17 protein-coding genes and 1 tRNA gene are annotated in these 22,769 nt (G+C 35.6%); 6 read left to right on the top strand and 12 right to left on the bottom strand.

What is annotated here, in order from left to right; all coding sequences use genetic code 11:
* Positions 1-4: 4 nt before the first annotated feature.
* Entirely contained in the window at positions 5-1,660 is a 1,656-nt protein-coding gene (locus M0P98_04685; GenBank protein MCK9266166.1) for an amidohydrolase family protein, read from the top strand.
* Positions 1,661-1,856: 196 nt separating this feature from the next.
* On the opposite strand, the gene M0P98_04680 is transcribed toward M0P98_04685, so the two are convergent.
* The 7 genes from M0P98_04680 to M0P98_04650 are packed head-to-tail and all read right to left on the bottom strand — an operon-like array spanning position 1,857 to position 6,896.
* A complete protein-coding gene (locus tag M0P98_04680; protein MCK9266165.1) occupies positions 1,857-3,056 on the bottom strand; it encodes an argininosuccinate synthase in 1,200 nt (399 codons plus the stop codon).
* Between the two features lie 47 nt (positions 3,057-3,103).
* A complete protein-coding gene (locus M0P98_04675) occupies positions 3,104-4,222 on the bottom strand; it encodes a hypothetical protein (protein MCK9266164.1) in 1,119 nt (372 codons plus the stop codon).
* Positions 4,219-4,695, bottom strand: coding sequence for an N-acetyltransferase (locus M0P98_04670; GenBank protein MCK9266163.1), 477 nt, complete (start codon positions 4,693-4,695; stop codon positions 4,219-4,221). Before M0P98_04670 ends, M0P98_04675 begins: the two co-directional genes overlap by 4 nt.
* A 4-nt stretch (positions 4,696-4,699) precedes the next feature.
* Positions 4,700-5,320 carry a phosphoribosylglycinamide formyltransferase gene (purN, locus tag M0P98_04665; protein ID MCK9266162.1) on the bottom strand — a complete coding sequence of 207 codons (621 nt, stop codon included), beginning with the start codon at positions 5,318-5,320 and terminating at the stop codon, positions 4,700-4,702.
* The gene (locus M0P98_04660) at positions 5,308-5,625 is read right to left on the bottom strand and encodes a MerR family transcriptional regulator (protein ID MCK9266161.1); all 318 of its coding nucleotides are present in this window, start codon (positions 5,623-5,625) and stop codon (positions 5,308-5,310) included. The genes purN and M0P98_04660 overlap by 13 nt, the downstream gene beginning before the upstream one ends.
* 33 nt (positions 5,626-5,658) lie before the next feature.
* Positions 5,659-6,261, bottom strand: coding sequence for a glycerol-3-phosphate 1-O-acyltransferase PlsY (gene plsY, locus M0P98_04655; protein MCK9266160.1), 603 nt, complete (start codon positions 6,259-6,261; stop codon positions 5,659-5,661).
* The gene (locus tag M0P98_04650; protein MCK9266159.1) at positions 6,258-6,896 is read right to left on the bottom strand and encodes a corrinoid protein; all 639 of its coding nucleotides are present in this window, start codon (positions 6,894-6,896) and stop codon (positions 6,258-6,260) included. Before M0P98_04650 ends, plsY begins: the two co-directional genes overlap by 4 nt.
* Before the next feature lie 125 nt (positions 6,897-7,021).
* Here M0P98_04650 and M0P98_04645 point away from each other — a divergent pair.
* The 4 genes from M0P98_04645 (at position 7,022) to M0P98_04630 (ending at position 12,285) form a co-directional block, all read left to right on the top strand.
* Positions 7,022-7,094: transfer RNA gene (locus M0P98_04645), tRNA-Val, on the top strand.
* Positions 7,095-7,217: 123 nt separating this feature from the next.
* Positions 7,218-8,366, top strand: coding sequence for a Fic family protein (locus tag M0P98_04640; GenBank protein ID MCK9266158.1), 1,149 nt, complete (start codon positions 7,218-7,220; stop codon positions 8,364-8,366).
* A gap of 262 nt (positions 8,367-8,628) precedes the next feature.
* Positions 8,629-10,524 carry a molecular chaperone DnaK gene (gene dnaK / locus M0P98_04635; protein MCK9266157.1) on the top strand — a complete coding sequence of 632 codons (1,896 nt, stop codon included), beginning with the start codon at positions 8,629-8,631 and terminating at the stop codon, positions 10,522-10,524.
* 504 nt (positions 10,525-11,028) lie between these two features.
* Positions 11,029-12,285, top strand: coding sequence for a hypothetical protein (locus M0P98_04630; protein ID MCK9266156.1), 1,257 nt, complete (start codon positions 11,029-11,031; stop codon positions 12,283-12,285).
* Positions 12,286-12,685: 400 nt separating this feature from the next.
* On the opposite strand, the gene M0P98_04625 is transcribed toward M0P98_04630, so the two are convergent.
* The 5 genes from M0P98_04625 to M0P98_04605 all read right to left on the bottom strand — a co-directional run bounded on the left by M0P98_04625 (position 12,686) and on the right by M0P98_04605 (position 21,090).
* Positions 12,686-15,685 (bottom strand): type I restriction endonuclease, encoded by a 3,000-nt coding sequence (locus tag M0P98_04625; protein MCK9266155.1) that lies wholly within the window; start codon positions 15,683-15,685, stop codon positions 12,686-12,688.
* A gap of 1 nt (position 15,686) precedes the next feature.
* Complete coding sequence (locus tag M0P98_04620; protein MCK9266154.1) at positions 15,687-16,976, bottom strand: restriction endonuclease subunit S; 1,290 nt, start codon at positions 16,974-16,976, stop codon at positions 15,687-15,689.
* Positions 16,973-18,703, bottom strand: coding sequence for a type I restriction-modification system subunit M (locus M0P98_04615; protein ID MCK9266153.1), 1,731 nt, complete (start codon positions 18,701-18,703; stop codon positions 16,973-16,975). Before M0P98_04615 ends, M0P98_04620 begins: the two co-directional genes overlap by 4 nt.
* Positions 18,704-19,048: 345 nt before the next feature.
* Positions 19,049-19,666 (bottom strand): V-type ATP synthase subunit D, encoded by a 618-nt coding sequence (locus tag M0P98_04610; protein ID MCK9266152.1) that lies wholly within the window; start codon positions 19,664-19,666, stop codon positions 19,049-19,051.
* On the bottom strand, positions 19,663-21,090 hold the full coding sequence (locus M0P98_04605; protein ID MCK9266151.1) for a V-type ATP synthase subunit B: 1,428 nt from the start codon (positions 21,088-21,090) through the stop codon (positions 19,663-19,665). Before M0P98_04605 ends, M0P98_04610 begins: the two co-directional genes overlap by 4 nt.
* Before the next feature lie 270 nt (positions 21,091-21,360).
* On the opposite strand from M0P98_04605, the gene M0P98_04600 reads away from it, so the two are divergent.
* Positions 21,361-22,668, top strand: coding sequence for a radical SAM protein (locus M0P98_04600; GenBank protein MCK9266150.1), 1,308 nt, complete (start codon positions 21,361-21,363; stop codon positions 22,666-22,668).
* Positions 22,669-22,769: the final 101 nt, after the last annotated feature.

The following is a 22,769-nucleotide window of genomic DNA, read 5'->3' as shown; positions in this document are numbered from 1 at the left end:
AAAGATGTCAGAATGTATGATTTTTGACAGTTGGACTATGTATGGTCCTGGACCAGGTAAAGATCCAGATGAAAGATGGAAATTGGAACATCTTTTGGAAGATATAGATTTTTACGGTATAACAGGAGCCTTGGTAAGACATCAACAAGGATACCATTATGACCCTATGTTTGTTAATAGGATGCTCGTTAAAGAGATTTCTGCGTATAGAAAGCGCCTATTCCCTTGTTGGATTGTTTTGCCTCATCAGGCAGGAGATTTCCCTAAGCCTAAAGAACTCCAAAAAATGATGGAAGGAGAAGACGTAAAAGCAGTGTGGATGTCCCCTGCAAAACAAGGATATCCAATTAATAAGGACGTTCTTGGGCATCTTGCTGACTATTTAAATGAAAAGAAGATACCTATTCTTTTGAGTATACAAAATATTGTGGCTACCTACGAAAACCTTGTAACGTTTTGTAATATTTTTAATAATTGTCCAGTAATTTTTGGAGATGCAAGATGGGTTAACACATGGAGGTTGATGACGGCTGTAATGGATAGTTGCCCAAACACTTTTCTTGAGTTTCATAGGTTTCAAGGCAACCGTGCGGTGGAGTTGTTTAGTGAAAGGTATGGAATAGAGAGGTTGCTTTTTGGTTCGGGTTTACTTAAATCTTCTGGTGGTTCTGCAAGAGGTTTTGTTGATTTTACTTTACTTGATAAGGATAAAATAGATAAGTTTGCAGGAGAAAACCTTGCAAGGTTGTTGAACCAATCTCCTAAAATATCTCCAAAGGCGCCTGAGTCCAAAGATGTAATAGTAGAAACTGTTAGCAACAAAAAACCTGTACCTGTACCTGTTTTTGATGCTCATTGTCATATCTTGCATAAAGGATTAAACGGTATTGGTTCTACTTACCTTATGCCAGAAGGAGATATAGATGGCGTATTGAAAATTAATAGACATATAGGGGTAGATTTAACCGCTGTTATGTCGTGGATAGCACCTGTTGGAGGGTGGATAGAAGAAGGGAATAAAGCCGTTGTTGATGCCGTAAAGATTGCACCTGAAGAGATTGTTGGGCTTTCAACTTGTGACCCATTACAACAGAGTTCGGAAGAGATTATTGAAATGTGTAATTATCTGCACCTTAAACTTGGGTTTAGAGGGCTTAAACCTTACAACTTTTGGAATATACCGTACAATGATAAGGAATATCATTCTTACTGGGAGTTTGCAAATAGATACCATTTGTACGGGCTTATGCATATATCAGAAAATGATGTAGGTATAAAAGCAATGAAAGAACTATCAATAAAATACCCAAATGTTACCTTTCTTATTGCACACTCTTGTTCTGATTGGCATTTTGCAAGGTTGGTAGCAGACCTTTTATTGGAACATTCCAATATAATGGCAGAAATTACCATTACTGGAGTACCAAACGGTTTAATTGAATGGTTATGCAACACTGTTGGTTCTGAACGAGTTATTTTTGGTTCAGACTCTTCAATGAGGGATCCGAGACCTCAGTTGGGTTGGGCTATTTATACTCGTTTAAGTTTTGAAGATAAAAAGAAAGTGCTTGCCAAGAATTTTGCTAAAGTTTTAACAAAAGGTAGATTGCTTGAACATAAGTTACCAAAAATTGTTTCACAAGTTATAAATATTGAGTAAATCTCTCACTTTTATTTTCTTAGCGTCATATATGCCTGCCGAAGTTTGCAGTTTAGTGTAAGTAGGTTTCGATATGAAGTGTATATGTTTATGGGCAATCCCCCAATAGGATGTAAAAATACTGAGGGATTGCCCATTATTTAGTAACTGGATGGTATCGTTAAAGTTTACCAAAAATTATTGAAAGAGTTAGTAGTTAAACTCTCTTTTTCCTTTCTCTTGCCCCTTCAAGTTTTGAAGGTAGACCAAATATCTCAAGGAACCCATCAGATGCTTTATGGTCGAACATATCTTTTTCTGTGTATGTAGCAAGGACCTCGCTATAAAGAGAGTATGGAGATTTTCTTCCAACCACTGTACATTGACCTTTATGTAGTTTTACTTTTACTTCACCTGTTACAAATTTTTGGCTTTCATCTACAAAAGAATCAAGACAATCTTTTATATGTGAGAACCATTGTCCAAAATATACAAGCTGTGAGTATCTTTGAGAAATAAGTTTTTTAAATTCAAACAAATCTCTTGAAAATACAAGTTTTTCCAGTTCGCTATGCGCAGAATGAAGTATTACTGCTGCTGGGGCTTCATATATTTCTCTCGATTTTATTCCAACAAGCCTATCTTCAACCATATCTATTCTACCAACACCGTATTTTCCACCAATATCTGTTAGTGTTTCTATCAATTCAAGAGGAGGTATAGTCTTTCCATCGAGCGCAACCGGGATGCCTTTTTCAAATGTTATAACAAAATATTTTGGGGTCGAGGGAGCTTGGTCAGGAGATGATGTTATCTGGTATGCATCTTCTGGTGGTTCATTCCATGGGTCCTCAAGCACACCACATTCTACCGATATTCCCCATAAACTCCAGTCAATACTGTAAGGTTTTGCTTTTGTTACAGATACAGGGATATTATATTTTTTAGCATAGTCCATCTCTTCTTCTCTTGATTTGAATTCCCATTCTCTCAGTGGGGCAATCACTTTAATATCTGGAGCAAGGTATCTTGTTGAAAGTTCAAATCTTACTTGATCATTTCCTTTACCTGTACAACCGTGCGCAAGTGCGTCGGCTTTTTCTTTTAACGCAACTTTTACCATACCGTCAGTAATTAAAGGACGGGTAAGGGATGTTGCTAAAGGATATTTATCCTGATACATCGCCCCCGCTTTAAGTGTAGGGAAAATATAATCTTTAATAAACTCTTCCCTAAGGTCTTCAAAATAGAATTTGCTTGCCCCTGTTGTTAAGGCCTTTTCTTCTAGTTTGACAGGGTCGTCTGTCTGACCTACGTTTGAAGTGTAAGCAATAATTTCTGCGTTATACTTATCTTTCAACCATTGAATAGCAATTGATGTGTCAAGCCCTCCTGAATACGCAAGTACGATTTTCATTTCCTCTGTTCTCCTTTGCTTCAATTAAGTGTAAGAAGCTTAATAATTTAAAGTATACCTTCTTTTTTAAGTCTTTTAACTAAACCCATTCTACCCCAAAAGAGAGCACCAAATCCTGCTGGGATAGAAAGTAGGTTAAGAAGTATTTTAGCTGTTGGGTGTAGAGAAATTGTTGTAAAAAGAAATATTCCTATAAATATAGCAAGTATCCATACCCAAGACGAATCTTGAACCTTATAAAAAATAATTCTACCCAAAAATATGGATGGGAAAACTCTTGAAATATAAATTGCAGAAAGAAAAGAAGTGGTAACAATTAAACCTAAAGGTGCTCCTATGATTGTTATAAAAATTATTGGGATAGCTATTAATGTAGGTATAATTAGAAACAAGCCACTTATAAAAGATTGAATATATTTTTGACCAGATGTATATGTGGTCTGTTTAAAAAGATTTGGGAAGAAGAAAAACATTATCAATACTGGAAATAAGAGGGAGAAAAAAAGATAAAGTTTTTTCAATTTTTCTATGGGAGTTTTTGTTTTTATTCTTTCAGAAAAAGGTTCACTCCAGACAACGTTGCCTTTTATATTGATATGAGACAGGTCTTGTTTTTCGGGTGAATTATACGTAAGGTCACCTTTAATTATTGTGTCTGGTTTAAAAATTATTTCGTTTCCGTATATTTGCATATCATTATATTGTCCGCTTACAGAAATATTTTTGCCCCATAAGGTGGTTTTTGCTCCAACATTCCCTGTTATTTCTATATTTTCGGCACTCGCTTTTAGGTTGTTGGCTACCAGCATATTTAATTGTATATTTTTACCAAAAACTGTCATACTTTTATTACTTATTCCGTTTGCTTCAATAGTGTTACCAATAAGAACGATATCTTGTTCTGCTTTCCCTGTAAAATCAAGTTTTATCCCTACACCTATAAAATCTTTCTTTATATCGGTTTCGGCAAAAATTTTTCTTGCAACACCAACAAACTCTTTTTGAAGGGAGTTGGTTAAAAAAATCTCGTCCCCTAAAGCAATAACTTCTTCATAAAGAGGTTGCTCAATATTGATTTTATCACCAAACAATATTTTTGCGTCAGCAAATTTAAGGCAGGTTAACAAAATGGTTAAACCAACAAATAAAAATATATATCTTCTCATTTGTTTAATTTTATCTGTACAGCAATCTCATCACATCTTGGAAATTTTGGGCAGTTGATACAGTCAACCCAAACTTTGTGAGGAAGTTTGCTTTTTGATATTCTTTCAAACCCCTTTTTTTCAAAAAACTCTGGCACATAGGTTAACGCAAAAACTTTTTCCAATCCAAACTCTCGTGCTTCTTTAAGTAGTGCGTCAATTAATAGTTTACCGTACCCTTTCTTCTTTTGCGAACGGGTAATTGCAATAGACCTTATTTCAGCAAGGTCTTTCCATACTATTTTTAAGGCGCCACAACCTATTGGACGTCCGTTTTTTTCTATTATAGAGAAACATCTAAGTCTTTCATAAATCTGGTTGACCGACAACGCCAGCATAACCCCTTCCTCTGCATAACTGTTTACAAGTTTTTTTATGTAACTACAATCTTTTATTATAGCTTTTCTTATAACTATTTCTGTGTTTTTTGTCATTCTCTTATTCCTTTGCGGGGGTTATATATGTTTTTTTCCCTAATATGTTTAAACGGCCCTCAGATATTATCTTTATAGTTAAAGGGTATATTATATGCTCTTTCTCTTGAATTTTTTGGTGAAGAGTTTCTGGTGTATCGTCATCTAAAACAGGAACAACTGCCTGCATTATAATTGGTCCTGAATCGATTTCATACTCAACAAAATGTGTTGTGCACCCTGTAAATTTAACACCATAATTAAAAGCCTGTTTCCAACTTTCAAGTCCAGGAAAAGCAGGTAGAAGGGAAGGGTGTATATTTACTATTTTATTGGGAAACGTGTCTATAAAATTTGTTTTTAATACCCTCATAAACCCAGCTAAACAAATTAAATCTACATCTTTTTTAGTTAATATTTTTATAAACTCTTCTTCTGAATCAGGCTCTAAAAATGTTTTATATCTGCCAGGGTTGATATACTGGTTATCTATACCAACTTTTTCTGCTATCTTAAGAGCAAACGATTCTTTATTATCGCTTAAAACAACCTTTATATCAATAGGTAATTGTTTATCTTTTATGTAATCTATTATAGCTTGAAGGTTACTTCCTTTTCCTGAAGCCAGCACGCCTATTTTAAACATTTTTTTAGTTCCTGCAATTCTTTTAGAATTATTTTTAAAAAGGTTCTGTTAGACTCTAACAGTCGTTTAGAACTTGGTTTTCTTAATTTTTTCTTAGCTCCTTTAATACTAAAACCGTTACCATATACCAAAGATTTTACACGTTTAATTCTTAATATATCTTTTTCTGTATAAATTCTGTTACCTCTTTTATCTCTCAATGGTTTAATGTGAGCAAACTCTTTCTCCCAATACCTCAAAATATGGGGAGGTACTTCTACTATTTTACTTAACTCTCCAATATAATAGAATTTCTGTTTATCCATTTTCAACAATATAAAATTTTATGTAAGGAAAAACTATTTTTTTTCCCACGGTAACCTAATTCTGTTTTCTTTGCCTTTAAGAATTCTTTTGATGTTTCCCTTATGACTAAACCATATTAGTATAAAAAGCAGTATACCAGCAGAAACGTAAGAAACATCTTTATGGAACAGATAAATAAAAAACGGCAAAGATAAAGACGCTGTTAGTGCGCCAACTGAAACATAGTGAGTTATTATTATAAGAAGAGCCCAGATAACGAAAGAGAAAAGAGCGGCTTTGGGGAACAACCCAATAATAACTCCAAAACTTGTTGAAACCCCTTTACCTCCTTTACCTTTCATAAACAAAGAAAAGTTGTGTCCTAAAACTGGAGCAATACCAATTGCAAGGAGCCATAAAGGAGAAAAATCATAAAAGGTTTTTGCAATAAATACAGGTAAAAAACCTTTCAAAATATCAAGAATTAAAACTCCAATCGCTACAAATCCGCCTGCTACTCTGTAAACGTTTGTAGCTCCAATATTACCACTTCCGTAATTTCTGATATCTTTTTTTGTGAAAATCTTGCATAAGACATACCCAAAAGGTATGCTACCAAATAAATAACCAAAAATTATAAAAAAAAGTTCTTTCATTTGATATTTAAAAGTTCCTGTACTTTCTCAACTGCTGAGGCTGCATCTGGAGCATAAGCGTCTGCGCCTATTTCATCAGCAAAACTTTGAGTAATAGGTGCACCACCAATAATTATTTTGACCTTATCTCTTACTCCTGCCTCTTGGAGTTTGTTTACAACTTCTTTCATAGCCACCATTGTGGTAGTAAGGAGAGCTGACATTCCAATGATATTTATTCCACTTTTGACAGCTTCAACAAATTTTTCAGGCTCAACATCTATCCCTAAATCTTCAACTTCAAAACCTGCTCCTTTCCAGAGCATAACAACAAGGTTTTTACCAATATCGTGTAAATCTCCTTTAACAGTACCTATGGCAACTTTTGCAACAGGTTGTATGCCTGCTTGTATTATCATAGGTTCAAGGATTTCCATACCAGCGTTCATTGCTCTTGCAGCAATAAGAACTTCTGGAACATAAAATTCGTTGTTTTTAAATTTTTTGCCAACTATAAGCATTCCCGCTATCAGTCCATCGCTAAGGATTGTTTGAATATCAATCTTTTCTTGGAGAGCCTTATCAACTAATTCTTTTGTTTTAGGTGCATTACCAGAAATTATATTCTCTTTTAAGAGTTGAAGAATATCTGCCATTTTAAATTCTCCTTTTACATTTTTGTTGGATATTAATATGAGAAAAAAACAATTTTGTTGCTAAAAAATGAAAACATAGTATAATATAGCATGTTTCCCAAAAAATGCAAGTTAAATTTTAATTTGGGCGGTTAGCTCAGTGGCAAGAGCGCTACCCTTACAAGGTAGATGCCGCAGGTTCAAGTCCTGCACCGCCCACTTGTCTTGGTAACCAGCCCCTCCCTTAAGTACTCCTGTAATTCTTAAAAACTTTAAATATAAATTTGCTTTATTTCAAGTTTCCTGCTAAAATTGAAATAAGAACAGGAGTTGTTTCAGTTTATGAAAAACAATAAATTTGTTGCTGGTAGATATAAAAAACATTTTTTTGAAAAAGAATATGAGTACCATTCATTCAGTCCTTCTTTTCTTAATAAGCCGTTTGAATTGGAAGACAATAAAATTGCTCTTCTTTTAGAGGAGGCGTCTCGCCTTCTTGGGGAACTCAATGCCTATTCTCTTTTAGTGCCTGATGTTGATTCATTTATTCAGATATATATTATTAAAGAAGCAACTTTATCAAGCAGAATTGAAGGAACTAAAATAGAAATAGAAGAAGTAGTTTTGCCTAAGGAAGAAATAATTCCGGCAAGTATGGATGGTTGGGAAGAAGTTGAAAATTATGTTAAGGCGGTAAATTATGGAGTTGCAAAACTTGAAAAACTACCTCTTTGCATAAGGTTAGTAAGTGATGTTCATAAGGTTCTTCTTTCTGGAGTCAAAGGGAAAAAGAAACAACCCGGGATAATTAGGGAAAGCCAGAATTGGATTGGGGGCTCGAACATTTCAGACGCTTTTTTTGTTCCACCCTATTATGAAGAACTACCAGAACTTTTAACTGATTTGGAAAAATTCTGGCACAATAAATCTTTAAATATCCCTAATCTTATAAGAATAAGTTTAACTCATTACCAATTTGAAACGATTTATCCGTTTTTAGATGGTAATGGAAGAATGGGGAGGTTACTTATATCTCTTCAACTTATTTACTATGGTTTTTTTAAAAAACCAGCCTTATATATTTCTCATTTTTTTGAAAAAAACAGGGCGTCTTATTATGATTCTTTGAATATGGTACGAGAAGACAACGATATTGAGCAGTGGATAAAATTTTTCTTATCCGGAGTGATTGCTACTTCAAACGAAGGTATTTCTACTTTTAAGGAAATTATCAAACTTAAAGACCAATACGAAAAAAATATACTTGGAATAGGTAGACAAGCACCACTGGCACACAAATTGCTTCTGTTCCTATTTTCTAAACCGGTTGTAAAAGTTAAAGATGTTGAAAAGCAATTAAAGATTGCTTATAATACAGGGGACAGTTTATTAAATAAATTTTGCAAAGTAGGAATACTTAAAGAAATAACTGGTCAATCCAGAAATCGTCTTTTTATGCTATGGGAATATTTGGACCTGTTCAGAAAATAATTTAGTGCCTTATAAAAGGTTTGGATTTTTAACAATAGTCAACGTTTGAAGGCTGATATTGTGTTGCTTTTGAGAAAGAAAAATGGTAAAACAATTAACTGTCAACTATGTGGCTATTTTTTAAATAAATATGGTGGTTTTGGAGGAGGTTAAAGAAGGATGTGGCAAAACCTTAATCATATCTTGAAACCTATTGAATAAACTTACATCTAACTTATTAAAGGGTTAAACTAAAAAAATATAAAAATTGGAGGTCAATAATATGTCAGAAAAAATTGTAGGTATAGATTTAGGAACAAGTAATTCTTCGGCTGCGGTGATGGAAGGTGGTAAAACGGTTATTATACCAAGCGCTGAAGGAACTACTATTGTTGGAGGGAAAGCTTTTCCTTCTTATGTGGCATTTACAAAAGATGGGCAGGTTCTTGTTGGAGAACCTGCAAGAAGACAGGCGTCTGTCAACCCTGAAGGAACTGTTTTTGCAGCAAAAAGAAAAATGGGTACTGACCATAAATATAATATTTACGGAAAATCATATACCCCTGAACAGATATCAGCTTTTATTCTCCAAAAGATAAAAAAAGATATTGAATCTTATCTTGGGCAACCTGTAAAAAAAGCAGTTGTTACTGTTCCTGCATATTTTAACGATAACCAGAGGCAGGCAACAAAAGATGCTGGCACAATAGCAGGTCTTGAAGTTGTAAGGTTGATAAATGAACCAACAGCAGCTTCATTTGCGTTTGGGTTGGATAAGCTTGAAGAGGAACTTAAGATACTTGTTTTTGATTTTGGAGCAGGAACTTTGGATGTAACAGTGATGGATATGATGGCAGGTGTTTTTAAAGTTCTTTCAACTTCAGGCGATACTTTGCTTGGTGGTACAGATATGGATGAGGCGCTTGTTGAATATATTGTAGATGAATTTAAGAAAGAGTCGGGTATAGATGTAAGTAAAGATAAGATGGCTATGCAACGTTTGAGAGAAGCAGCTGAAAAAGCTAAAATTGAACTTTCTTCAACTGTTGAGACAGATATAAGTTTACCTTTCATTACTGCCGACCAGAATGGTCCAAAACATTTACAGATGAAGATAAGAAGAGCAAAACTTGAAGAGTTGATAAGCCCGATTATAGATAAATGTAAAGAACCAGTAAAGAAAGCAATTGAAGACGCAAAACTTAAATCTTCAGATATAGGTAAGGTAATACTTGTTGGTGGACCTACAAGAATACCTATGGTTCAGACGTTTGTTGAAGAGTTGATAGGTATTAAACCAGAGAGAGGGGTTGACCCTATGGAGTGTGTTTCTGTTGGGGCCGCTATACAGGGCGCTATTCTTTCTGGAGATATGAAAGACAAAGATATACTTTTGCTGGATGTTACTCCTTTATCTTTAGGTGTTGAAACACTTGGTGGTGTTTTTACTAAAATTATTGAAAGAAACACAACCATACCAGCTAAGAAAAGTCAGGTTTTCTCAACTGCGGCAGATAATCAACCTTCTGTAGAAATCAATGTTTTGCAGGGGGAAAGGACAATGGCTAAAGATAATCTTAGTTTGGGCAACTTTCAACTTGTAGGTATACCGCCAGCACCAAGAGGACTACCTCAGATAGAGGTTTCTTTTGATATAGATGCAAACGGTATATTGAATGTAGCCGCAAAAGATAAAGGAACAGGTAAAGAACAGTCTATCAAAATAACTGCTTCTAAAAAACTTTCTGAAGATGAAATTGATAGAATGGTTAAAGAATCTGAACAACACGCAGAAGAAGATAAAAAGAACAAAGAGGTTATAGAGGTTGTTAATCAGGCAGATTCTCTTGTATACACAGTCAATAAAACTGTGAACGAGCATAAAGATAAGATTGGGGAAGACGATAAGAAAAACATCCAGGATAAGGTAGATGCCTTAAACAACCTTCTTAAAAATGAAGTTAAAGATGTAGAAGCAATAAAAAAAGGTATGGATGAGTTGCAGGAAGCTTCACATAAGATAGCTCAGTTGATATACCAGCAGTCCCAAGAGGCTCAACAGGAGCAACAGCAACCAACACAAGAAGGTCAACCTCAGCAAGAAGAACCTCAAAGACCTGAAGGTGATAATGTAGTTGACGCAGAATATAAAGAGGTAGATGGTCAAGACGATAAGTAAAATATAAGTATCTTTGAGTAAGCATATAAAAAGCCCGGTAAAACACCGGGCTTTTTTATTTGTGTTGTTTTACCTTTTATCCTTCTGGGCTACTCGGGACAAGACGCCGTTAGGCGCAAGGAAGACCCCCGTCTTTGCCTTCTCCCCTAAGGGGATGTTTGGGGTAGTAAGTCCCCAAGAGTTTGCAAAGAGGTTAATGGGATGAGGTTTATCCGCCGAAGCTTGCATTTTAGCGTAGGTGGAGGAGATTTTGCAACCTAACCAAAAACTAAAGATGTAATGATAAAGACGAGGATTCCCCTTGCATGTCATTCTGGACTTGATCCGGAATCTCGTTTTTACTACTTTTTCATAGATGACAAAATTGGACGATAGTTTGGTTGGGGGAGGAGGTAGAAATATTGTTTTTTTTATATAAAGATGATAAGATTTTAATAGTTTATTAAATGAGTATAAGGTTTATGGATGTACAATATTTTAGAATTTGTATCATAGGAGATAAAAATGAAGGCAGGTTTTGCACAGATAGATATAAGTCCGGATTATTTTCCGATAAGAACTTATTTTGGGCAAGTAGACAATATAATTGACCCTATTTTTGCTCATGCAGCAGTGTTTGATGACGGCATAGAGAAATTTGCTTTTCTCTCTCTGGATATTGTCATTGCTGAATGGGAGTACGTAAATAAAATTAGAGATATTGTAGCGGCTAACACAGATATTCTTCCTTCAAATCTTATGGTGTCTACAACTCATAACCACGCATGTCCCGCGGTGGTTGAGCGTGGACATTTTAAAAAAGAAGAACCTTACATTGAAACAATGATACAGAAAGGGGCTGATGCAGTTATATCCGCTTGGGAGCGAAGAGAACCTGTGGTTTGTGGGGTGGCATCAGGATATGAAGACAGGGTTTCTTACAACAGAAGGTATATAAGACGGGATGGCACTGTTATTACTCAACCTTTAATTACTCCTACAACTGATGAGATACTTTGCTGTGAAGGACCTATTGACCCTGAGGTTGCAACATTATGCGTAAAAAATATGGATGGCAAAATGCTTGGTGTTATTGTTAATTTTTCCGCCCATGCAAATAGAAAAATGGGAAATGTATCTTCTGACTACCCGGGTATTATTTACAAGGATGTGAAAGATAAATATGGGGCGGATTGTGTTTTCCTGTGTGGTGCGTGCGGTAATATAAACAGCGGTCCTGTTGAAAGTACAGGTGCAAATCTGGCTTCAGATGTAAGGAAACTTATAGATAGCATTACGGAATTTGAGGCTGATTGGAAGGTTGTCTCCAGAGAAAAGAAACTTTCTCTTCCCTTACGCAAACTTGATGAACTAGAAGCTTCGGTAAAGAATCCGTCATTGTTTACTGGAGTACTACGTTCACTTGTTGAGAAAGGTTGGTATGACCACTCGTTGGAATTGTTGCGTGGCCTTCATAAAAAAGGTGGACATATTGATGTTATAGTTCAGGTGTGCAGGCTCGGCAAGACCACTTTTGCTTCTGTGCCCTGCGAGTATTTTGTTGAACATCAGTTGCGAATAAAGGAAAAAAACGGAAAACCTTATACCTACATTGTTACTCTGGCTAATGGTTGGTTGGGATATATTCCAACCAAAGAGGCTTTTGCGCGGAAAGGTGGACACGAAACAACTACCGCTTTCTGGAGTAAGATGTCGCCGGAAACAGGTGATATTCTTGCCAATACCATCCTTGAGTTACTCAAAGAAACAGAGCAAGTTTAAATAATCAGTGAGTTCTCAGTAAACATCGTTTAGAGCAGGTAGTCTGCCACACTGGTTTTCAGAAATAAGAGGGAAAAAACAAAGGCAAGGATAAAAACATAAAAGAGAAGCGTATTGGGAGTTATTTACTCACTCCCTCTTTTTGCCTTCTCCCCTAAGGGGATGTTTGGGGTAGTAAGTCCCCAAGATTTTGCAACTTAACCAAAAACGAAAGACGTAATGATAAAGACGAGGATTCCCCTTGCATGTCATTCCGAACTTGATCCGGAATCTCGTTTTTTACGTTGTGCCTATTCCCAACGTGGGTTAAGTGAGAGATCCTGAAACAAGTTCAGGATGACAAACTGGGCAGATAGTAGCATCTCCGAAGGGCTTACAGGCTCTGAGGGGGCTTTTTTTGCTAATCTTTCTTTTTTAATTTTTCGTATAACATAGTTCCCACGCTATCCCTTATCTGTTTCATCATATCTGCATCAGAGAACATTTTAACAAAAAAATCATCGTTTTGCTCATAGCGAGTAGCAGCCATTTTTGGAAAATCTTTTTTAAACAAAAGCATAAAGGTTTTTCTATCATTGTTTTTAGCGTAACTTTGCCATTTTTCTTCAGATGCATAATCATTTTCGATTTGTAACAGGACCTTGTCCATCTCAGTGAAGTCCGTACCGTATTTTTCGTTAATCCTCTCTAAAAGGACGGTTAAAGGTCTTTTTTTCTTTTCGCGTCTGCCGGATTCTCCTGTAATTGGACGGAAGCCCTCCTGAGTACTTTTAAGCCCAATGTTTCCTTCAAAATCTTTTGCCAACTGGTAATACTCAAGCATAATTTTGTCATCAACAAACACCCTATCTCCACTTCCCTTTGGAAGCATAGTAGAAAGGAATTTAACATATACGCTGAATTTGTGTATATCTTTATCAAACAATCTACAAACTTGTGTGATGAACGTATAGATACGGTTGAAACGCGCAAGTGTAGATTTAAATAAGTTCTGCTTCTCTGATTCTAATGCGTCATAACGGTCTAAAGCCGGTTTTATTGTTCCTTGTAGTTTTCCAATATCTCCTACTGACTGTTTTTTATCGGAATAAAATATTTCTGCAAAACGTTCAATTTCCATTTGTTGATACACTCGAAACTCATCGAGAGTATTCCTCAAGTCGTATATGACGTTGGGAGCTATTTTCTCTTCTAAAATTGTTTCTTCATAGTATGGCTCAAAAGATTTTCTTATATCTTCTGTGGAGTTCACAAAGTCCAAAACAAAGGTATCTTGCTTGCCGTGCATAATGCGGTTAAGCCGAGAGAGTGTCTGTACAGCTTTAACGCCTGAGAGTTTTTTATCTACAAACATAGTGTGAAGAAGTGGTTCATCAAAACCCGTCTGGTATTTTTCAGCTACAATCAATATTCCAAAATCATCTGAGTTGAATGCTTCTGGTAATGCTTTTTCTATTATAGTTTTCCCTGATTTTGTTTTATTCATTTTTTCTTCAGTATAGGTTTGACCATCGTCTTTAACTTCTCCAGAGAAAGCAACTAATACATCAAGGTCGGTATATCCCTTTTGCTGTATCTGACGTTTAAATTCCAGCAGATAACGTACAGCGTGTAGACGTGATGGAGTTACAATCATAGCTTTTGCTTTACCACCGATTTTATGTATAGTTACATTGTAAAAGTGTTCCAGCATAACAGTGGTCTTCTGAGAGATGTTATGGGGGTGTAGTGTTTGAAATCTTTGAATAGCATTAACTCCTGCAATGGTATCAAACTCAGGATTATCAGGAATTGTCTTTACAATTTTATAATACATCTTATATGTCATATAGTTTTGTAAAACATCCAGTATAAACCGTTCTTCAATGGCTTGTCGCATAGAATAAATATGGAACGGATGATATTTCCTATTTTCGTCCTTCCAGCCAAACATATTAAGCGTCTTATCTTTAGGTGTAGAGGTAAAGGCGAAGAAAGAGATATTCTCGTGAGCGCCGTGAGCAGCCATTTCATCCAGCAACTTGTCTTCATCATCTTTACGGTTTGCTTCGTCTTTGTTTTCCATTTCAGCGTATTCTTCCAGAATCTTTTCGGTATCAGCTAAGGCGTATTTCAGTTTTTTAGCAGCAATACCAGTTTGAGAAGAGTGAGCTTCATCAACAATTACTGCAAAACACTTATTTTCGGCTTTGACTTCCTTGTAGATAACAGGAAATTTTTGTAGAGTGGTTATAATAATACCTGTACCTGCTTTAATAGCGTCTTTTAATTGCTGTGCATTTCTATCTACTTTTTGCACGACACCTTCAACATGGTCAAATTGGTATACCGTGTTCTGAAGTTGTGAATCCAACACACGGCGGTCGGTGACAATAATAACAGACTGAAATATCTTTTCATTGTTGGTATCGTGCAGACCAGTCAATCGATGTGAGAGCCACGCAATGGAGTTTGACTTGCCGGAGCCAGCACTATGTTGAATCAAATAATTGTGTCCTGCCCCTTTTGTCTTTACATCGTTTAGCAGTTTAGTCACAACATCAAGTTGATGGTAACGTGGGAATATCATACGTTCGGATTTAGTTTCGTCTGGTTTGTCATCTTTTTCTACCTCAAGATGTAGATATTTATGTATGATTTCTAATAAGCGTTCTTTGTATAGTACTTTCTTCCACAAATAATCAGTATCATAGCCGTCAGGGTTTATGGGGTTGCCCTTGCTTCCGACATTACCTGCACCGTTGCTCCCTTGATTAAAGGGCAAAAAACAGGTCTTTTCACCCTCTAAGCGGGTGGTCATATATACATTTGTTAGGTCAACGGCAAAATGTACCAACACACGGTTTTTGAATTCGAAGATGGTATCTTTGCTTGCACGATTAAATTTATATTGGTTTATAGCATTTGTAGTATTTTGCCCTGTAAACTGGCATTTAAGTTCCATTGATACAACAGGAATGCCGTTTATGAAAAGTACGATATCAATGCTGTTTTCACTGCTAACAGAGTAGTGTAACTGCCTCGTGCAGTGAAAAATATTACAACCATATTGAGCCATAGTGGTGGGGTTAATAGATGTTTCCGGTTTCCAGTATACTGCACGAAATTTGATGCCACGGTCTGTAAAACCTTGGCGAAAGACACGGAGTAGACCAACCATTTTAACCTCACGGCAAAAACGGTCGATAATATGTTTTTCGCTATCTACACCATAAATATTTTCATATCGTTTCCAGTTTTTTTGCTGACTGGTTTTAATAAAAGTTAAAAAGGTATCTTTGTCCAGAGCCAGTTTGCGGTCAAAATAGGATGGGTTACCCTTTGTGTAACCACCTTCGGTACAAAGGTAGGTTTCGATATCTTCTTCAAAACGTCTTTCTTTCACATCAAAATCGGGCATCTTATACCTCCTTTTTTCCGGTTACTACCTCGTAAATAAGGGATTTTTTGTATTCAGCAAGTTTGGTGATAAGAGTTTGCTTTTTATCTATAATGGAATCAATTTTTGAACATTTGCTGTCAAGAAAAGCTATTATAGTATTCTGCTCATCAATTGATGGATAAGCAAATTTGTAATTCCTTATGAATGTAGATGAGATACGTTTTAATCCTCCTGTACCGGTCATCGTGGATATGCATAGTTTCTTAAAAATTTCATTTTGCATTATAAAAAATAAAAATTCTGTCTTTATGTTTTTACATCTGAAAACAAACAGTTCAGAGCTACCAAATGCAACACCATTATATAGCCCTGAAGCAATTGCAATGTTTCCATTTTCAAAACATGGAGTAACTTTTGCAATTACAATATCACCATTTTCGAAATATGATAATCCGGTGGGAATTTTCCCATATTCTATTACTTGTGGCAATATATAACCGTTTTTGACATACTCCATGGGAACATACCCAATTTGGTATGAATTATCGAACTTCATAATATTGGGCGGGTTGAATGTAGAAACGTATTTAATTTTCCCTACTTTCCAATGTTCTGGTATCTTGCCAATCCATTCCACACCGCTATCCTTCATAGGTACATCTTGGTTTAACCCTTTTGTAACTTTTTCTGTTATTATCGATAACTTATAATTTTTCAGTTTTTCAATAACTGCCTCTTCTCGTTCTATAATGGAATCAATTTTGGCACACTTGTCGTCAAGGTAATCAGCGATGCGGTGTTGTTCTTCTGGTGGGGGAAGTAAAAAGGGTATGTTTTTTAATGCTGAAGTGCTGACACCACCGATCAGACCACTTAAATTATTAGCGAATTCACTTTCATAGTTTGGTGAGCAAAGAAAATAATGTAAATAATCCCCACTAACAGTTTTTGATTGAAAACAGCATAATTTATTAACAAAGGATACATCCTGTACTAATTTAGTTTTTTTTCTCCCTGCACTACCACCTTCAACGCACATCAATGTACTCCCTTTTGGTGCAACCTTAAAAGAAAAGTCATTATATTTCACATATAATCCATTATCATAATTAACAGTTGCGAATATTAAATCAATATCTTTAGTTGCTAAATAAGGTCTGGCATCGCTTGCATCTTCATAATTCACCTTATCAGTGTCTTTAATACTATTACCTGTAAAGAGTTGGGCGACATTTTTAAATCGGCATACCTCCCAATCAACAGGTATCTCCCCAATCCATTTCACACCACTATCTTTCATCTCTCTCATAGGTCAAACACCTCTGGTAAAGCACCTTCTAATTCTTTCTCAATCTCCAAAATTTCTTTCATAATTTCTTTAGAGGACTTCGGTGTTTCATATTTATAAAAATAACGTGTAAATGGGATTTCATAACCAACTTTGGATTTTGCTTTATTTATCCAAGCGTCTGGAGCAAAGGGTAATACTTCACGCTTGAAGTATTCCTTAATATCCTCGGTTAGAGGCACATTTTCAGTATCACGCAAAGAAGCGTCTGGCTGTTTTTTGTCTTTTTTTAGTACTGGTTCGCCGTTGTCATCATATAAAGGACGTTCTACTGTAATTTTCGTATAACCAAACTCGGCGTTGTCATATATTTTGCTTATTTCGCTTGATTTAAAATCTCCATAAAGTTTTGTTATTTCCTCAATGGCAGTTTCTGGGATATCGTTACGTTTGTTGCCTAATGCCTTACGACGTTTTTCAAAAAGACTGTTGGCGTTGATAAGTTGTACTTTACCTTCACGCTTTGTGCCAGATTTCTTGTTGGACAATACCCAAATATAAGTAGCAATACCTGTATTGTAAAAAATATCGTTAGGCAAGGCAACGATAGCTTCAAGCAAATCGTTTTCCAATATGTATTTACGTATGTTTGATGGACCGCTTCCTGCATCACCGGTAAAGAGGGGAGAGCCGTTGTGAATAATTGTTATACGGCTACCTCCGTCTTCTTTATCTTTCATTTTAGATATGGCAGTCATAAGGAATAGCATCTGCCCATCACCTATAGAGGGCAGTCCTGCACCAAAACGTCCAGCAAATCCTCTTTTAGATTCAGTTTCTACTTTGTTTTTTTCATTTTTCCATTCTCGTCCAAAGGGGGGATTTGATAAAATATAATCGAAGGTCTGACCGGAAAATTGGTCATCAGACAACGTGTTCCCATCTTTAATGAAATCAGCATTGCTTCCCTTGATAAGCATATCTGCTTTACAAATTGCAAAGGTCTGGTCGTTGATTTCTTGCCCAAAAGATATAAGTTCTGTTGATGCGTTTAATTGGTGCAGATATTCCTCCGCAACAGATAACATTCCGCCTGTTCCACATGCAGGGTCGTAAATGGTTTTTGCTATATTGTTGCCAGAAAGAATATCGTTGTCATCATAGAATAAAATATTGACCATCAGTTCAATGACTTCACGCGGGGTGTAGTGTTGCCCTGCGTCTTCGTTATGAGATTCTGAAAATCTGCGGATTATTTCTTCGAATATGTACCCCATTTCCAGATTTGAAATATCGTTTGGATGTAGATTTGCTTTCGGTGATGTGAACTCTTTAATGACAATATAGAGGATACCCTTGTTTGACATTGTTGTGATATGTCCATCAAATTTGAATTTTTCTATAATCTCCCTTACATTTTCTGAAAATCCGTTTAAATAATCACGAAAGTTTGCTTCTATGTTATCTGGGTCGTCGAGCAATTTCTCAAAATCATATTTGCTTGTATTGTAAAAATCATAACCAGAAGTTTTACTAAGAAGCACACTACGCATCGATAAATTCTTGACGCTTTTGTACTTATCCAGTACAGCAGATTTTGTATTTGCAAGAACACTATCAAAACGGCGTATTACCGTCATTGGTAAAATTACTTCACCATATTCATGAGGTTTATAAACACCTGTTAATTTATCTGCAATAGCCCATATAAGAGCAGCTTTTTCACTTATGTTTGCACTTAAACTCATTTATTCGTCCTCCCTTTTTTTCTCTATAATGAATTCTGTAACATTACAAATATTTCAGTTCAAGGCAATTCATATCTTTTGAAGTATTTCTAATATTATATCATCAAATTGTTTTAATAACATGATAATATTTAATACTGTAAGAGTTATCCTTAAAGTTTATTGTTTTATTTTAGGCAAGCAATGTTTTTTAAAAATATATCTAAAAAATTAGAAAAATTGTCAGATTTGTTTTTACCTTTTGAGAAGCAGAAATTTTTCTGAGATTAGGTATCCCTGTGACTAAATACAAGGCACGGACTTTATAATTTTTATTATAGTAGTTAAACAATTCACACAACTCTATTAACTTTCTTGGCGGGTTAGTTGGATATGTTTAAGGGTAACCAGAGAGGTTCTCTCGTTTTCGTTTAGTTTGAAAGAGATAAATTTTATTGTATCGTTTATGTTGGGAATTAAAACAAATTCAAGAGCGTTAACTCTCCTTCTGGTTCTTTCTATCTCGGAAGCAAAACTGATAAGTTTATTTTCAATGAAATATAGTTCAAGGAGTTGGTTGACTATTTCTTTACCGTTGATAACCAGTTGTCTGAAGTAGGGCGAGACCATAAAATCTTCTATAGGTGTTTCTGGGTTGGTTTTAAAATCTATTTTTGTAACCGGGATGTTGAACAACCTTTTTATCTCAACATTAAACTCTGTCTGTAACTGGTGGGTACTCAATAAACTTTCCCAAACGTTTTCGTCTACCAACCCTTTAAATTTTAACATCTCTGAGTAGAACTCTAAAAGTTTCTTTTCGGTTGTTTTTCGTTTAGTTTTTACTTCATCAACAAGTGTCCTAAACTCTATAAGAAGTTGCTCTTCTTTATCTTTTAGGAGTTTATGCCCTCGTTGTGCCAATTGAGCCCTCTTTCTCAGTTTGAGTAACTCCATTCTTGTGGGGTTGACTTTAATATTCATTTTTTATCAGGTTTAGGTTCCCAATATTTTTCCATTGTTTCTGGAGGGATTCTTTTTATTTCAGGTTTAGGCAGAGTTCTAAGTAGTGACCATCCTTTATCTAAAGATTCTTTTATTGTTCTTTCTTCGTCTTTACCTTGAGTTATAAACTCTTCATCCATTTTTCTGGAGAATTTAAGGTGCGCTATATCTGTTTCAGACAGGGACGCTTCTCCAAGTACTACAGATAGTTCTTCTGCTTCTTTCCCGCGTGCATACGAAGCAAACAATTGGCTTGCGACGGCTGGATGGTCTTCTCTTGTTAATTCAGTATTGGTCTTTTTGTTAAAGCCGATACCTTTATCTCTAAGCCGTGAAAGCGAAGTAAGTACATCTATTGGAGGGTAGATGCCTTTGAGGTGCATCTGCCTTGAAAATATTATCTGCCCTTCAGTGATATACCCTGTAAGGTCTGGTATTGGATGGGTTTTGTCGTCTTCGGGCATAGTTAAGATGGCTATCTGTGTGACAGAACCTTCTTTATCTTTTATTCTTCCTGCCCGTTCATAAATAGTTGACAGGTCGGTGTATAGATAAGATGGGTAACCACGTCTGCCGGGTATTTCGTTTCTTGCTGCTGATATTTCTCTAAGGGCTTCAGCGTAGTTTGTCATATCTGTAAGAATGATAAGTACATGCATCCCTTGTTCAAAAGCAAGATATTCAGCGGTAGTTAAGGCGACTCTCGGTGTAGAAATTCTTTCTATAGCGGGTTCGTCTGCAAGGTTGATAAAAATTACGCACCTTTCTATTGCGCCTGCTTTTTTGAACTCTTTCTGAAAAAACTCTGCTTCTTCAAAAGTTATACCCATTGCTGCAAAAACAATAGCAAACTTTACATCTTTTTTGTCAGACAAAATTTTTGCTTGTTTGACTATCTGTGTTGCAAGAAGGTTGTGAGGTAATCCAGCTCCTGAAAAGATGGGGAGTTTTTGACCTCTAACAAGACTGTTTAGAACATCTACTGATGATATACCTGTTTGGATAAACTCAGAAGGGTAATCTCTTCTTGTGGGGTTTATGGGGAAACCGTTTATATTTAGGTATTTTTCGGGGATGATTTCTGGTCCGTCATCTCTAACTTGTCCCATCCCTGTGAACACTCTACCAAGAACTTTTGGAGATATACCAAACTCTATGGATTTTCCTGTAAACCGTACTTTTGTTTTTAGAGTGCCTAAACCAGTTGTGCCTTCAAACACCTGTATAAGTGCGTTCTGCTTGTGGACTTCAAGTATTTTACCGAGCCTTTTTTCGCCGTCCTGGGAGGTTATTTCAACCAGTTCTCCGAAACCTGCGCCTTCTACCCCTTCAACAAGTATTAAGGGACCTGTGATATTTTTAATGCTTTCGTACTCTTTTAGTGAATTGATTATTTTTTTCATAATACTATTTATTATATAATATATATAAAATTATTCAAGAAATGTTTTTAGTGTGAAAGAGAATACTTGTATCCTGTATTGTTAAATGGTTTAAAAGAGGAGAAAGGCAGTAGGGATAAACTCGTTTTTTATCACTCCTGCTACGTGGGTTAGGTTAGAGATCCTGAAACAAGTTCATGATGACAGATTGGGGTGTTAGGACAGTACTGTAGACGTGTAGAAGGCAATAGTGTAAGGATAAACAAGGGTGGGAAGGGAAAGATTATATTTATGAAAGCCTTATTTATAAATCCTCCTATATACGATTTTTCAACGTACGACCTTTGGATGAAACCATTAGGTTTTTTGTATCTTGTGGATTTATTCAAAAAGAATGGTTGGGAAACATACTATTTTGATTTTATGGATAGAAACCATCCTTTTTATGATGATATAAAAAGAAAAGAGGTATATGGGTGCGGGAAATTTTATAGCAGTCGTGAAATAAAACCTTCAATATATAAGGATGTTCCAAGAATATACAGAAGGTTTGGGCTTCCGTTAGAGACTTTTATAAGTTTTAAGGAAAGTATTCCTGATGTTGATTTTATTTTTATTACCTCTGGGATGACATACTGGTACAAAGGGGTTGAAGAGGTTATAAATTTTTGTAGAGAAAACTTTCCAAATACACCTATTGTTTTGGGTGGAACTTATGTTAATTTTTGTTTATCTCATGCAAAAACATTGGGAGTAGATTTTCTTTTTTCAGGAAAAAATCTTAGTAATTTTTGTAAGGAGTTTTCTAACCATTTTAATGTGTCGCTCAAATATTATAACCAACTTTCCCCAGACTGGTCTGTCTACAAAAAACTTTCTTACTTATGCCTTAAAACTTCTTCAGGGTGCCCTTTTAATTGTTATTACTGCGGAACAAAAAAGGTAGAACCTACCTATCTTCCGTGGGATATAGACACAATTGTTGATGAAACTTTGGAAAGTCTAAATACCTTTAATATCAACGATATAGCTTTTTATGATGACGCTCTACTATTCAATTTTAAAAGACATCTTGAAGTAATACTTAAAAAACTTAATGGTAACAAAAGAAATCTTAGGTTTCATACTCCAAACGGTTTACATTCAAAGTTTATCAATAGAGAAACATCGGCTCTTCTTAAGGAGTATGGTTTTAAGACTTTGAGGTTGAGTCTTGAAAGTGTCTTTTCGTTTAGGGCTGAAGAATCAAGTTATAAGACAACTTTTACCCAATTTGAAAATGCTCTTAACCTGCTTTTAAATGCTGGTTTTAATAAAGAAAATATAGGGGTATATATTCTTCTTGGGCTACCAGAGCAAAAACCTGAAGAGGTAATCGAATCTATTAAAATTCTTAAAGGGTATTCGTGTAAAATTAAACTTGCTGAGTATTCGCCTATACCGGGAACGTTTTTTTATGAAATGAGTGAGAAGATATACCCGCAATTACCTTTATCGAACCCTCTGTTTCAGAACAATTCCATAGTGCCTCTCTGGCAGTTTGATGGTAAGTGGGATATACTCAATTATATCAAACAACAGTCTTTTCCAGTCAAATAATGAGCCTGAAATAATTAAGGGTCACAAACAGGCATAATTTTTTTTAATAACCTGCTTCTTTGTTTTTGTACTATATCTGCCATTTCATTGTCAGTCTTGCT

This window comes from bacterium, assembly GCA_023230585.1.
GTDB lineage: Bacteria > Ratteibacteria > UBA8468 > B48-G9 > JAFGKM01 > JALNXB01.
Note: the sequence above shows the minus strand (reverse complement) of the source record. Positions and strands in the feature narration are given on the sequence as shown.